Here is a 13,900-nt window from a genome sequence, read left to right as displayed (position 1 = left end):
ATCGTACGGGTGGGCCTCTGGGGCCCATTTTGGCGTTTTCAGCTGAATTCGGCTGAAATGTCTGGAACTTGCTGCTGGGTCGTTGCTGAGGTTGTTGGTTAGGTCGGGGATAGTCGCACATTGAATCTGCTTACGAAACTTCATCAAACCGAATCACCGATGTTGCGCCTTGTGGTTGGCGCCTTACTGCTGGGACTGGCGTTCGCCGGCGGGTATGCCGTTTCGGCGGCCAAGACGGTGACGCTGACCGTCGATGGAACCGCGATGCGGGTCACCACGATGAAATCGCGGGTGATCGAGGTCGTTCAGGAGAACGGCTTCTCCGTCGACGCGCGTGACGACCTGTACCCCGCGGGGGACGTGGTGGTCCACGATTCGGAGAACATCGTGTTGCGGCGCAGTCGCCCGCTGGAGATCTCGCTGGACGGCCACGACGTCAAGAAGGTCTGGACGACGGCGTCCACGGTGGACGAAGCGCTGGCCCAACTGGCCATGACGGATACCGCCCCTGCGGCCGCCTCGCGCGGCAGCCGGGTCCCGCTGGCGGGGATGGCGCTGCCGGTCGTCAGCGCCAAGACGGTGGAGATCAACGACGGCGGGGTGGTACGTACCGTGCACCTAGCGGCGCCCAACGTGGCGGGCCTGCTCGACGCCGCCGGCGTACCGCTGCAGGGCAGCGACCAGGTGGTGCCCGGTGCGACGACGCCGATTACCGACGGCATGCAGATCCAGGTGACCCGGTACCGCATCGAGCGGGTCACCGAACGGTTGCCGCTGCTGCCCGATGCGCTTCGCATCGAAGACCCGGAAATGAACATGAGCCGCAAGGTCGTCGAAGACGCGGGGACTCCCGGTGAGCAGGATGTGACGTTCGCGGTGGCCGAGGTCAACGGCGTGGTCACCGGAAAGCTGCCGATCGCCAACGTCGTGCTGACGCCGGCGCGCGACGCGGTGGTGCGGGTGGGCACCAAGCCGGGCACCGACGTTCCTCCGGTGAGCGACGGAGACATCTGGGACGCCATCGCCGGTTGTGAGGCGGGCGGCAACTGGGCGATCAACACCGGCAACGGGTACTACGGTGGGGTGCAATTCGACCAGGGCACCTGGGAGGCCAATGGCGGGCTGCGGTATGCGCCCCGCGCCGACCTGGCCACCCGCGAAGAGCAGATCGCAGTCGCCGAGGTGACCCGCCAACGCCAGGGCTGGGGCGCGTGGCCGGTGTGCAGTGGACGAGCGGGGACACGCTGACTATCCGGCTGCTCGGACGCACCGAGATCAGGCGGCTGGCCAAGGAACTCGAGTTCCGGCCACGAAAATCGCTCGGACAGAATTTCGTGCATGACGCCAACACGGTGCGCCGGGTGGTTGCGGCCTCCGGGATCACCCGGGCTGACCAGGTGCTGGAAGTAGGGCCCGGCCTGGGCTCGCTGACACTGGCGCTGCTCGACCGCGGCGCGACCGTGACGGCCGTCGAGATTGACCCGGTACTGGCCGCCCGGCTGCCGCAGACCGTGGCCGAGCACTCCCACAGTGAGATCCAGCGCCTGACCGTGCTCAATCGCGACATCTTGAGCCTGCGCCCGCAGGACTTGGCCGACGAGCCGACCGCAGTGGTCGCTAACCTGCCGTACAACGTCGCGGTTCCGGCGTTGTTGCACCTGCTGGCCGAGTTCCCGTCCATCCGGGTGGTGACGGTCATGGTGCAGGCCGAGGTCGCCGAACGGCTTGCCGCCGAGCCGGGCGGCAAGGAGTACGGCGTACCCAGCGTCAAGGTGCGCTTCCACGGACGGGTTCGGCGTTGCGGCATGGTGTCGCCGACCGTCTTCTGGCCCATCCCGCGCGTTTACTCCGGACTGGTCCGCATCGATCGGTACGAGACGTCACCGTGGCCGACCGACGGCGCGTTTCGGCAGCAGGTGTTCGAACTGGTGGACATCGCCTTCGCGCAGCGCCGTAAGACGTCCCGTAACGCGTTTGCCCAGTGGGCGGGCTCGGGCAACGAGTCGGCGAATAGGTTGCTTGCGGCCAGCATCGACCCTGCTCGACGCGGTGAGACGCTGTCGATCGCCGATTTCGTGCGTTTGCTGCAGCGCACTGGGCAGGGGGCCGGTGAGGTGGCGCAGACCAGCGGCGCCGCCGGCGAACAGCAGGTCTCGGCTGGTTGATGGCGAGCCGCCGGGCGCCGTTGCGTGTGGTTCGACGGTTACAGCGATAGTCTGCTGCGGTGGTCAGGGCGTCGGACGGCAACACCGCTGAGTTGTGGGTGCCCACCGGGTCGGTCACCGTACGGGTGCCCGGCAAGGTGAACCTATACCTTGCGGTCGGCGACCGCCGTGGCGACGGCTACCACGAGCTGACGACGGTGTTTCATGCCGTCTCGCTGGTCGACGAGGTGACGGTCCGCAATGCCGATGTGCTGTCGCTGGAGCTCGTCGGCGAGGGGGCGCACGAGCTGCCCGTCGACGAACGCAATCTCGCCTGGCAGGCGGCCGAGCTGATGGCCGAACATGTGGGCCGGGCACCGGATGTGTCGATTCTCATCGAGAAATCCATCCCGGTGGCCGGGGGAATGGCGGGCGGCAGCGCCGACGCGGCTGCCGTGCTGGTCGCGATGAATGCCCTGTGGGAACTCAGCCTGCCTCGCCGCGACCTGCGCCTGCTCGCCGAGCGGCTGGGCAGCGATGTGCCGTTTGCGCTGCACGGCGGTACCGCGCTGGGCACCGGCCGCGGTGAGGAGCTGGCAACGGTGCTGTCCCGCAACACCTTCCATTGGGTGCTGACGTTCGCACACAGCGGGCTGTCCACGCCGGCGGTATTCACCGAGCTCGACCGACTCCGCGAGGTGGGCGACCCGCCGCGCCTCGGCGAACCCGGACCGGTGCTGGCAGCGCTGGCCGCGGGCGATCCGCAGCAGCTGGCGCCGCTGCTGGGTAACGAAATGCAGGCGGCCGCGGTAAGCCTGGACCCGGCGCTGCGTCGGGCGCTGCGGGCAGGTGTGGAGGCCGGTGCGCTGGCCGGCATCGTGTCGGGTTCGGGTCCGACGTGTGCGTTTCTGTGTGCCTCGGCGGAGTCCGCGATCGACGTGGGCGCGCAGCTGTCGGGGGCGGGGGTGTGCCGCACCGTGCGAGTGGCCACCGGACCGGTGCCGGGCGCCCGGGTGGTCCCGGCTCCGGTGACCCCCGAATAACCGGTGTGACTTCGCTGTGAAATCCGCCTCAAACGCCCTAAGAGTTTGGCAGTTACTTAAGAGTTGCTTAAGATAATCGGCGGTGACGGCTAGCGGTAAGCAAGGGAATGCGATTTCGTCGTCCGCCGGGCAACGCGCCGGGCGGTCTGCGAACCGCCTTCGGTCCAGGCAGGCCCGGATATCGGGCCACGCTCTTGCGCATCGTGCGGTCCGGCGTTGGATCGTCAGCTCATCACCGAACCGAGACCTAACTGCTCCCCAACTGTGTGCGCGCGCCTGCTACCAAGTGCCGTCCAGCAGGCGGAACATAAGAACCCGGACCCCCGGCCCGGAACCGAGGAGGATGCTTTGAGCAGGTTTACCGACAAGATGTTCCGCAACGCCCGTCAGAGCGCGAAGGGCATGGTGACCGGTGAACCCCACACCCCGGTTCGGCACACCTGGGGTGAAGTCCACGAACGGGCGCGGCGGATAGCCGGCGGTTTGGCGGCCGTCGGCGTCGGCCACGGCGACGCGGTCGGTGTGCTGGCCGGCGCGCCGGTGGAGATCGCCCCGACCGCCCAGGGGCTGTGGATGCGCGGCGCCAGCCTGACCATGCTGCACCAGCCCACCCCACGCACCGACCTCGCGTTGTGGGCCGAGGACACGACCACCGTGGTCGACATGATCGAGGCCAAGGCGGTCATCATCTCCGACCCGTTCATGGCCGCCGCTCCGGTGCTGCAAGAGCGGGGCATCAAGGTGCTCACCGTCGAGCAGCTGCTGGCGTCGGACCCTGTCGACCCGATCGAGACCGACGAGGACGACCTGGCGTTGATGCAGCTGACGTCGGGTTCGACCGGCTCCCCGAAAGCTGTTCAGATCACCCACCGCAACCTGTTCGCCAATCTCGAGGCGATGTACATCAGCGCCGAGTACAACGAAGACACCGACGTCATGGTCAGCTGGTTGCCGTTGTTCCACGACATGGGGATGATCGGCTTCTTGACCGTGCCGATGTACTTCGGCGGTGAGCTGGTCAAAGTCACCCCGATGGACTTCATGCGCGACACGCTGCTGTGGGCCAAGCTGATCGACAAGTACGGCGGCACCATGACCGCGGCGCCCAACTTCGCTTATTCGCTGTTCGCCAAGCGGCTGCGCAAGCAGGCCAAGCCCGGCCAGTTCGACCTGTCCTCGCTGCGCTTCGCGCTGTCGGGCGCCGAGCCGGTCGAGCCGGCCGACGTCGAGGACCTGTGCCAAGCTGGTGCGCCGTTCGGGCTCAGGCCGCAGGCCATCCTGCCGGCCTACGGCATGGCCGAGATCACGCTCGCGGTGGCGTTCTCCGAGTGCGGCGCCGGCCTGGTGGTCGACGAAGTGGACGCCGACCTGTTGGCCGCGCTGCGGCGCGCGGTGCCGGCCACCAAGGGCAACACCCGCCGGCTGGCCTCGCTGGGCCCGCTGCTGCAGGGGATCGAGGCCCGCATCGTCGACGAGGACGGCAACATCCTGCCGCCGCGCGGCGTCGGGGTGATCGAGCTGCGGGGCGAGTCGGTGACACCCGGCTACATCACGATGGGGGGATTCATCCCGGCGCAGGACGCGCAGGGCTGGTATGACACCGGCGACCTCGGCTACCGGATGGAGAATGGCCACGTCGTCGTCTGTGGCCGCGTCAAGGACGTCATCATCATGGCCGGCCGCAATATCTATCCGACCGATATCGAGCGGGCTGCCGGCCGGGTCGAGGGGGTACGTCCGGGTTGTGCGGTGGCGGTGCGGCTCGACGCCGGCCACTCGCGCGAGACTTTCGCGGTGGCGGTCGAGTCGAACGCTTTCGAGGACCCCGCCGAGGTTCGCCGCATCGAGCACCAAGTGGCCCACGAGGTGGTCGCCGAGGTGGACGTGCGTCCGCGCAACGTCGTGGTTCTCGGTCCGGGCACCATCCCGAAGACGCCGTCGGGCAAGCTGCGACGAGCCAATTCGGTCACCCTCGTCACCTAGCTTTCGGTCGCGAGCAGACACAAAATCGCCCATTTCCCAAGGAAATTGGGCGATTTTGCGTCTGCTCGCGGATGCCAGTGGTGGAATGGTCTTGCCAACCGATCGTGGGTGGCCCGAATGATGTGTGACCGCTGCGGAGCGCTGCGTGCCGAACAGCCGGCCCCATCGAAAACCGAAGGGAGCAGTGCCCATGTTGTTCGCCTCGCAATCACTGATGACGCGAGTTGCCGCTGGCCTTTCCGTCGTGGCGCTGACCGCGGCGGCGTGCAGCAGCACCAAGAACAGCGCTCCGCAATCAACGAATTCGCCTGCTACGAGCAGTGTTTCAAGCCAGCCGCGCACCGTGTCGACAAGCTTCATCAGCTATACCTCGAACCAGAAATTCGAAGCTACCGTCGATGCACTGCAGAAGGCGGCCGCCGACAACGGGATGATGATCGTCGGCGACCTCAACCAGGATGCGGTGCTGGCGGCTACCGGGCTGCAATTGCCGGGGGCGCATAGCTTCTTTGTCGGCAATCCGCGGATCGGTAAGACGTTTTTCGACGCCACGCAAGCGATCGGCGCGGTCATCCCGGTACGCGTGCACGTCTGGGTGGACGGCGACGGTCCGGCCCATATCAGCTACTTCGACCCGGCCCCGGAGTTTACCGCCGTCGACCCGGCTCTCGGCGATGCCGGTCAGCAGATATCCCAGTCGGTCCGCACCATCGCCGAAGCCGCGGTGGGCGCCGGCGCCGCACCTCAGGCAACCCCTCAGGTAACGAAGGTCGACACCACATTCATCACCGTCGACACGTCGAGTTCGTTCGAAGGGACGATTGGCGCGTTGCACACGGCTGCCGACCAGAACGGCATGACCGTCCTCGGCGACGTGAACCAGGCCAGCAGGCTCGAGGCGATCGGATTGCAGTTGCAGCGGTCGCATAGCTTCTTCGTCGGTAATCCGCAGATCGGCAAGACGCTCTTCGGCGCCACGCAAGCGATCGGCGCGGTGGTTCCGGTACGCATGCAGGTCTGGGCGGAGAGCCGCGGACCGGCGCACATCAGCTACTTCGACCCGGCACCGCTGTTCAGCGTGGTCGACCCGGCTCGCGCCGACGTCGGGCAGCAGGTGTCGCAGGCAATCCGCGCGGTCGCCGACGCCGCGGCGGCGACGCACTAAAAGCGATCCGCCCGACGCGGATCACCCCTGCCAGGCATGGACCCGATTTTGCGCGGTCTCCAGTCCCATTTCGATGAGCAACTCGGTGGCGTCTGCCGCCTGCTCGCAGATGGTCGGGACTTCGGCACGTTCGGCGGTGGTGAAGTTCTCCAAGACGAACGCCGCGGGGTCCTTGCGTCCGGGCGGACGGCCGATGCCGATACGCACCCGCTGAAAGTCCTTGGTGCCCAATGCAGCCGCCACCGAGCGCAGCCCGTTGTGGCCGCCCTCGCCGCCACCGAGTTTGAGCCGGATGCGACCGAAGTCCAGGTCGAGGTCGTCGTGGATGACGACGATGTCGGCCGGCGCCACCGAGTAGAACGTGGCCAGCGGGCCCACCTGGCGGCCCGACTCGTTCATGTAGCAGCGCGGCTTGGCCAGCACCACCGCGCGTCCCGCCAGCCGGCCGGTGACGACTTCGGCCCCGGAACGCTTGTGCCCCTTGAATTTCGAGCCCAACCGCGCAGCCAACAGGTCGGCAACCATGAACCCGAGATTGTGCCGGGTGCGCGCGTAGGTGTCTCCGGGGTTCCCGAGGCCGACGACCAGGAACGGCTCGGCCACGTCGTGAGCCGCCTACTCGGACTTTTCTGCGGCGGGTTCGGCTTCGCCAGCCTCTTCTTCGGCTACCGCGGCTTCGGCAACCTCTCCTGCGCCCTCTTCGGCGAGATCTTCGGCCGTCGGCGCGTTCACCACGTTCACCACCAGCAATTCCGGGTCGGAGATCAAGTTGACGCCCCGTGGCAGCGCGATCTTCCCCGCGGTGAACTGGGTGCCGGGCTCCGCATCCTCGACCGACACGGTCAGGTGCTCGGGAATCGACAGCGCCTCCGCCTCGATCTCGATGGCGTTGGCTTCCTGGGTCACCAGCGTGCCCGACGCGGCCTCGCCTTCCACCACGACGGCGACCTCGACGACGACCTTCTCACCGCGCCGGACCACCAGCAGGTCGGCGTGCTGAATGGTGCGGCGGATCGGGTGGATGTCCAGCGCTTTGGTCAGCGCCAGCTGCTCCTTCCCGGCGATGTCCAGGGTCAGCACCGCGTTGGTGCCCGAATGCCGCAGCACCGCGGCGAAGTCGTGTCCGGGCAGCTCCAAGTGCTGGGGTTCGGCGCCGTGGCCGTAGAGGACTGCCGGAATCCTGCCGTCGCGGCGGGCTCGCCGGGACGCGCCCTTGCCCGTCGCGGTCCGTACCGTGACCTTCAGTTGGTTGACTGCAGCCTTGGCCATTGTGTCGCTCCTGTGTGCTCTGAACCCAAGTCATAGGGCACGGCAAGGATCGCGACGAAAGTGTCGGTCTCCGTCGATAACGGTGCTGGTCTTTCGCACCCTCGCCGTGACGCCCGGCCAGGTTAGCGCATCGGCACAGCAGAGGGGAAATTCGCCTGCCCTCGCGTCATCACCGCGACTTCACTGCTACCACGAAACCGCGGATGATCGCCTCGATGTCGGGCGCATTCGCGGCCGCCTCGGTGGCCAGGCTGGTGATCGTGAGCTGAACCAGATACCGCTGATTGTCCGGCGGTGGCCCGGTGGGCACGACGACCCGGTTCCAGCTATGTAACCGCGTGCCGTCGAGGTCGTAGCTGCCTTGCATCATCGACGACGGAAAGCCGTTGAAGTCTGCCGTCGAGGCGTCCAGTTGCTTGAAGTTGTCGAACAGTTGGGCGTCTTCGTTGCCGCGCCTGGCTACGTCGGCGGGATTGAAGTCTCCGCGCAGCTTGAACACCACCAGCCTGGCCGTCGGATACTTGCCGCCTTTGGAGATGATCACCGTCTCCGGGGAGATCTTGGGCCCGCTGTACGGCGACCAGCCCGGTGGTGTCGGAATGGACACCGTCAGACCGCTCAGTTTGCTCGGCGCAACCTGTTCTCCGCTGACCCCGATGCTTTCCAGGTACTTCGACAGCGGAACCGGCCGTGCCGTCGTAGTCAGCGTGCTGGTGGTCACACCCGTCGTCAAGATGGACTGAAAGTCCGGGGGTTTCGCCGGGGAGCAGGCGACCGATGACATCACCACCGCGATGGCGACGACGGCCGTGTTGCGCCGGCGAGCGATCACAGAATCTCGCGAACGGCGTCGACCGGCCGAGCCAGCCGGGTGCCCTTCGAGGTGACCACAAAAGGCCGTTCGATCAGGATGGGGTGCTCGGCCATGGCGTCGAGCAGTTCGTCATCGGTGGCGTCGGCGAGGTTGAGTTCGGTGTAGAGCGGTTCGCGTTTGCGTACCGCGGTCCGTAGCTCGATGCCGGCGTCTCGGATCAGCTGCACCAGCTGTTCCCGGGACGGCGGGGTTTTCAGATATTCGACGATGACGGGCTCGAGGTTGTTGTCGCGCAACAACTCCAGCGTCTTGCGGGAGGTGCTGCACCTGGGGTTGTGGTAGATGACGGATTCCCCTGCGGCCGCGGGCATCTACGCGTCTCCGTCGAAAAGCCCTGTAACTGAGCCGTTTTCGAAGACCGCGCGGATGGTGCTGGCCAGCAGCGGCGCGATGGACAAGACCGTCAGCTGGGGGAAACGCTTCTGCTCGGTGATGGGAAGCGTGTTGGTGACGATCACCTCGCGGGCGCCGCATGCCGCCAGCCGCTCGGCGGCCGGGTCGGACAGCACGCCATGGGTGGCCGCGATGATCACGTCGGCGGCGCCGTCGTTGTGTAACAGCTGTACGGCGCCGGCGATGGTGCCGCCGGTGTCGATCATGTCGTCGATGAGCACACAGGTGCGGCCGGAGACTTCACCCACCACCCGGTTGGACACCACCTGGTTGGAGACGCGCGGGTCGCGGGTCTTGTGAATGAAGGCCAGCGGGACGCCGCCCAATGCGTCGGCCCACTTCTCGGCGATGCGCACCCGGCCCGAGTCGGGGGAGACCACCACCATGTTGCCGTCGGGATAGTTGTCCCTGATGTAGCCGGTCAGCAGGTTCTGGCCGCGCATGTGGTCGACCGGTCCGTCGAAGAAGCCCTGGATCTGGTCGGTGTGTAGGTCGACGGTCACGATGCGGTCGGCGCCGGCGGTTTTGAGCAGGTCGGCGACCAGCCGCGCCGAGATCGGCTCACGGCCGCGGTGCTTCTTGTCCTGGCGGGCGTAGGGGTAGAACGGCATGACCGCGGTGATCCGCTTGGCGCTGCCCCGCTTGAGCGCGTCGATCATGATCAGCTGTTCCATCAGCCAGGTGTTCACCGGGGCCGGGCAGGACTGCAGGACGAATGCGTCGCAGCCGCGCACCGATTCGTTGAAGCGCACGAAGATCTCGCCGTTGGCGAACTCCCGCGCGTCCTGCGCGGTGACATGGACGTCGAGTTCCTTGGCGACCTGCTCGGCCAGCTCCGGATGGGCGCGGCCGCTGAAGAGCATCAGGTTTTTGCGATTGTCGGTCCAGTCGTGGCTCAACGCGCTGCCCTCGCCGTATCGGGATCGAAATGGATGACTTATCGTACGGGGCCTGGAGGTGCTGCCGGGTAGCCGGCACCCTGATTCACGCTGTCTGGTTGCCTTCGGAATTCCGCCCGGCCTTTTCGGCGGCTTCTGCTGCCTGAGCCGCCGCAGTTCCGGGCCGTTTGCGCTGCACCCAGTTCTCGATATTGCGTTGCGGACCCGCGGACACCGCCAGCGCCCCCGGGGGCACATCCTCGCGGACGACTGTGCCGGCCCCGGTGTAGGCGCCGTCACCGACCGTCACGGGTGCCACGAACATGGTGTCCGAACCGGTGCGAACATGCGAGCCGATTGTGGTGCGCTGCTTGGCGGTGCCGTCGTAGTTGACGAACACGCTGGACGCGCCGATATTGCTGTGCTCGCCGATGTCGGCATCGCCGACGTAGGTCAGGTGCGGAACTTTGGTGCCGGTGCCGATGGTGGAGTTCTTGACTTCCACGAAAGCGCCCAATTTGCCGTCGGCTCCCAGCACGGTGCCGGGCCGTAGATAGCTGAAGGGGCCGACCGTGGCCCCGTCGCCGATCGATGACGATGTGCCGTGCGTTCGGATCACCGTGGCGCTGTCGCCGACGGTGACGTCGGTCAAGGTGGTGTCCGGACCTATGACGCAGTGGCCGCCGATCTGGGTTCGGCCCAGCAGCTGGGTGCCGGGGTGGATGACGGTATCGCGCCCGATCGCGACGTCGACGTCGATCCACGTGGTGGTGGGGTCGATGACGGTGACGCCGGCCATTTGGTGCGCGGCCACGATCCGGCGGTTGAGCTCGGCGCCCAGTTGTGCCAGTTGGACGCGGTTGTTGACGCCGGCCACCAGCGCACTGTCGTCGACGTGGCGGGCACTTACGGTGTGCCCGTCGCGGCGCAGGATGGCGATGACATCGGTCAGGTACAGCTCCTGCTGAGCATTGTCGGAGCTCAGTCGGCTCAGGGCAGACCGCAGAGCGGTGATGTCGAAGGCGTAGACGCCGGTGTTGACCTCGCGGATGCCGCGCTGTGAGGGGGTCGCGTCGGTTTGCTCGACGATCGCCATCACCTCGTTGTCCTGGGTCCGCAGAATGCGGCCGTAGCCGTGCGGGTCGCTGAGCGTCGTGGTCAGCACCGTGACCGCGGCCTTGCCCTGGGGGGTTGCCGCGCTGTGGGTGGCGATCAGATCGGCCAGCGTGTCCGCGTCCAGCAGTGGCGTATCGCCGGAGGCGACGACCACGATGCCGGCGTAATCGTCGGGCAGTGCCGACAGGCCGCATTGCACGGCATGCCCGGTACCCAGCGGCCGGTCTTGTAGTGCCACGTCGATGGTGCGCCCCAGGGTCTGGGCCAGCTCGGCGACCAGCGGCGAGATGCGCTGGTGATCGTGGCCGAGCACCACGACCAGATGCTGCGGCGCCAGCTTGGTCATCGCGTGCAGAGAGTGCGCCAGCATGCTGCGCCCGCCCAGGGTGTGCAGCACCTTGGGGGTGTCAGACCGCATCCGGGTGCCCGGTCCGGCCGCGAGGACCAGGACCGCGGTGTCGCCACGAAACGTCATCGACCCTCCTTACGTGTCGCGCTCGCGAACGCGCACGCTCGCGGCAACGATCTTGGGAAGATCCCGGGAGCCACGCTCCGTCGCCAGGACTCGAACCTGAACTCTCAGAACCAAAATCTGATGTGCTGCCGATTACACCACGACGGATTGCCGGTCGATGGCGAGCATTTTGCCCGCTCACCACCATGAGACTCTAACGTTAAGCGGATCGACTCCGGAGCCCCCGGCGTCGATTGTCGAAACGATTGTGAAGTTGTGGCCTCGGGTGTGCGAATAGGGCGGCAAAATCACGGCTCCGGCGGCCCCTGACGCACAGTCGGCGCCGTCAGCTCACACTCGGCGCCCTCGACGCACGCTCGGCGCCGTCAGCTCACGCTCGGCGCCCCTGACGCACGCCCGACACCCTCGACGCACGCTCAAAGCCCTCAGCTCACAGTCGAAGCCCTCCATGCACGCTTGACACGGCTAACCCCCGCCCGACCGGATACCCTAATTGACGTGGCTGTTCCCGAAAAGGAGCCGGAAAGGGAAACGCGGGCGCCGCGCGCCCGGATGACCGGCAGCGAACGCCGGCACCAACTTATCGGCATCGCCCGAACGTTGTTCGCCGAACGCGGCTACGACGGAACCTCGATCGAGGAAATCGCGCAACGCGCCAACGTCTCCAAACCGGTTGTCTACGAGCATTTCGGCGGCAAGGAGGGCCTGTACGCGGTGGTCGTCGACCGGGAGATGCAGGCGCTGCTGGACGGCATCACCTCGTCGCTGACCAACAACCGCTCCCGGGTGCGTGTCGAGCGGGTCGCGTTGGCCCTGCTGACCTATGTCGAGGAACGTACCGACGGCTTTCGCATCATGATCCGCGACTCGCCGGCGTCGATCAGTTCGGGCACCTACTCCAGCCTGCTCAACGACGCCGTCAGCCAGGTCAGCTCCATCCTGGCCGGTGACTTCGCTCGGCGGGGCCTGGACCCGGACCTGGCGCCGCTATACGCCCAGGCGTTGGTCGGTTCGGTGTCGATGACCGCGCAATGGTGGCTCGACGCGCGGGAACCCAAGAAGGAAGTCGTCGCCGCCCACCTGGTCAACCTGGTCTGGAATGGCCTGACCCATCTCGAGGCCGATCCCCAGCTGCAGGGGGAGTAGGCCCGTTACCCGCAATCGCGTGACAACAGGTCGGCGATCGTTTCGCGGCGAACCAGCTCCCGGGCCCGGCCGCCGTTGACTGCCACCAGCGGCGGCCGCCCGACCATGGTGTAGTTCGACGCCATGCTGTGGTGATAGGAGCCGGTACACGCCACCGCGAGCAGGTCGCCCGCATGGATATCCGACGGCAGCTCGACATTGCGGGCGATCTCGTCGCCGGCGCCGCAATGCCGGCCCGCCACGGTGACGGACCGCTTGACGCCCAGGCCATGCCGGTTGGCCAGGGCGACCGTGTACTGTGCGCCGTCCAGCGCCACCCGCGGATTGTCGCTCCTTCCGCCGTCCACTGCGACCACGGTGTGGCCGTTCGGCCGGGTCTTCACCGAGCAGACGCGGTAGAGCGTGACGCCGGCCCGCGCGCTGATAGCGCGACCGGGCTCTACGACGACGGCCGGGCGCGGGAAGTGTTCGGCGGCGCAGGCTTCGTCCAGCGCGTCTTCGATGACGCCGGCCAACTCGGCGAGGTCGAGTTCGGGGTCCCCGCGCAGGTAGGGGACGGCGTGGCCGCCGCCGATATTGAGTTCGGTGAGGATGACGCCGTGGTGTGCCCGGATGTCGGCCATTGCCGCGATCAGGCGGCGGATCGCTTCGCCGTAGCGGGCCGGGTCGCTGACCTGTGGGCCCAGCTGGCAGTGCAGTCCGATCAGGTCGAGGATGGGATGCGCCAGCACCGCCCTTACCGCGTCGGCGGCATGGCCGCCGGTGAGGGTGAACCCGCAGGTCGGGTCGCTGATACCGGTGGTGACCGCCCGGTGGCCGTGAACATCGACATCGGGGGTCACCCGGATGAGCACCCGCTGGCGCCAGCGCGCCAGTCCGGCCAGGTAGGCGATGCCGAGGCTGGAATCCAGGACCAGGCGCCCGACACCGACGGCCACGGCGTCGCGCAGCTCGTCGGGCGAGGTGGCATTGCCGTGCATGACCATGCGTGACGGGTCCACGCCACCGGCCAGGGCGACGGCCAGCTCGCCGGGTGAGCAGACGCCGATGCCGAGTCCCTCTTCGCGGGCCCAGCGTGCCACCGCGGTGGTCAGCAACGACTTCCCGGCATAGACGACCTCGACGTCCCGCAACACCGCGCGGTAGCGACGGGCGCGGTGGCGGAAGTCGGTTTCGTCGATCACGTAGGCGGGGGTGCCGAACTCGTCGGCGATGTCGGCGAGCGGCACGCCGCCGGTGCACAGCCGGCCGTCCTCGTCGGAGCTGGCGGTGGTCGGCCAGATCGCGGGGTCGAACCGCCGCGGTGCCGCGTGCCCGATGGACGGTAGCAGGTCGAGCAGGGTCATGGCTCCACGATGTGCCGGCGCCGGGGCCGGTATCGGGGTCCTTACGCATTCTTGACGGCGGCAGGCTC

At 67.3% G+C, this 13,900-nt stretch carries 13 protein-coding genes and 1 tRNA gene; 6 read left to right on the top strand and 8 right to left on the bottom strand.

All coding sequences use genetic code 11. The annotated features are described in order from the left end of the window. The first annotated feature begins 120 nt into the window (after nt 1–120). The 5 genes from MKAN_RS08155 (at nt 121) to MKAN_RS08135 (ending at nt 6,335) form a co-directional block, all read left to right on the top strand. Entirely contained in the window at nt 121–1,248 is a 1,128-nt protein-coding gene (locus MKAN_RS08155) for a resuscitation-promoting factor (RefSeq protein WP_023367109.1), read from the top strand. Continuing rightward, complete coding sequence (rsmA, locus tag MKAN_RS08150) at nt 1,212–2,165, top strand: 16S rRNA (adenine(1518)-N(6)/adenine(1519)-N(6))-dimethyltransferase RsmA (protein ID WP_023367107.1); 954 nt, start codon at nt 1,212–1,214, stop codon at nt 2,163–2,165. The genes MKAN_RS08155 and rsmA overlap by 37 nt, the downstream gene beginning before the upstream one ends. Before the next feature lie 59 nt (nt 2,166–2,224). Further along, on the top strand, nt 2,225–3,187 hold the full coding sequence (locus tag MKAN_RS08145) for a 4-(cytidine 5'-diphospho)-2-C-methyl-D-erythritol kinase (RefSeq protein ID WP_023367105.1): 963 nt from the start codon (nt 2,225–2,227) through the stop codon (nt 3,185–3,187). Between the two features lie 348 nt (nt 3,188–3,535). Further along, a complete protein-coding gene (locus MKAN_RS08140; RefSeq protein WP_036393810.1) occupies nt 3,536–5,170 on the top strand; it encodes a fatty acyl-AMP ligase in 1,635 nt (544 codons plus the stop codon). A 343-nt stretch (nt 5,171–5,513) separates the two neighbouring features. Continuing rightward, nucleotides 5,514–6,335, top strand: a complete 822-nt coding sequence (locus MKAN_RS08135) for a DUF302 domain-containing protein (protein ID WP_225722871.1) — start codon at nt 5,514–5,516, stop codon at nt 6,333–6,335. A 21-nt stretch (nt 6,336–6,356) separates the two neighbouring features. Here the strand turns inward: MKAN_RS08135 and pth are convergent, their stop codons facing one another. From pth to MKAN_RS08100, 7 genes are all read right to left on the bottom strand, one after another. Beyond that, nucleotides 6,357–6,938, bottom strand: coding sequence for an aminoacyl-tRNA hydrolase (pth, locus tag MKAN_RS08130; protein WP_023367100.1), 582 nt, complete (start codon nt 6,936–6,938; stop codon nt 6,357–6,359). A gap of 12 nt (nt 6,939–6,950) precedes the next feature. Continuing rightward, nucleotides 6,951–7,604 (bottom strand): 50S ribosomal protein L25/general stress protein Ctc, encoded by a 654-nt coding sequence (locus tag MKAN_RS08125; protein ID WP_023367098.1) that lies wholly within the window; start codon nt 7,602–7,604, stop codon nt 6,951–6,953. Between the two features lie 169 nt (nt 7,605–7,773). Then, a complete protein-coding gene (locus MKAN_RS08120; protein WP_042313466.1) occupies nt 7,774–8,388 on the bottom strand; it encodes an LpqN/LpqT family lipoprotein in 615 nt (204 codons plus the stop codon). Between the two features lie 44 nt (nt 8,389–8,432). After that, nucleotides 8,433–8,789: an arsenate reductase (glutaredoxin) gene (arsC, locus tag MKAN_RS08115; RefSeq protein ID WP_023367094.1), complete on the bottom strand. Its 357-nt coding sequence runs from the start codon at nt 8,787–8,789 to the stop codon at nt 8,433–8,435. Continuing rightward, entirely contained in the window at nt 8,790–9,770 is a 981-nt protein-coding gene (locus MKAN_RS08110; RefSeq protein WP_023367092.1) for a ribose-phosphate diphosphokinase, read from the bottom strand. It abuts the gene before it with no gap. 85 nt (nt 9,771–9,855) lie between these two features. Continuing rightward, the gene (glmU, locus tag MKAN_RS08105; RefSeq protein WP_023367090.1) at nt 9,856–11,340 is read right to left on the bottom strand and encodes a bifunctional UDP-N-acetylglucosamine diphosphorylase/glucosamine-1-phosphate N-acetyltransferase GlmU; all 1,485 of its coding nucleotides are present in this window, start codon (nt 11,338–11,340) and stop codon (nt 9,856–9,858) included. Between the two features lie 75 nt (nt 11,341–11,415). Then, a tRNA-Gln gene (locus tag MKAN_RS08100) sits at nt 11,416–11,487 on the bottom strand. Between the two features lie 405 nt (nt 11,488–11,892). On the opposite strand from MKAN_RS08100, the gene MKAN_RS08095 reads away from it, so the two are divergent. Then, the gene (locus tag MKAN_RS08095) at nt 11,893–12,486 is read left to right on the top strand and encodes a TetR/AcrR family transcriptional regulator (protein ID WP_023367088.1); all 594 of its coding nucleotides are present in this window, start codon (nt 11,893–11,895) and stop codon (nt 12,484–12,486) included. Between the two features lie 5 nt (nt 12,487–12,491). Here MKAN_RS08095 and lysA read toward each other — a convergent pair whose 3' ends face one another. Further along, nucleotides 12,492–13,832, bottom strand: coding sequence for a diaminopimelate decarboxylase (gene lysA / locus MKAN_RS08090; RefSeq protein WP_023367086.1), 1,341 nt, complete (start codon nt 13,830–13,832; stop codon nt 12,492–12,494). Nucleotides 13,833–13,900 lie beyond the last annotated feature (68 nt).

Source organism: Mycobacterium kansasii ATCC 12478 (assembly GCF_000157895.3).
GTDB lineage: Bacteria > Actinomycetota > Actinomycetes > Mycobacteriales > Mycobacteriaceae > Mycobacterium > Mycobacterium kansasii.
This window is presented reverse-complemented; position numbering and strand designations above follow the sequence as displayed.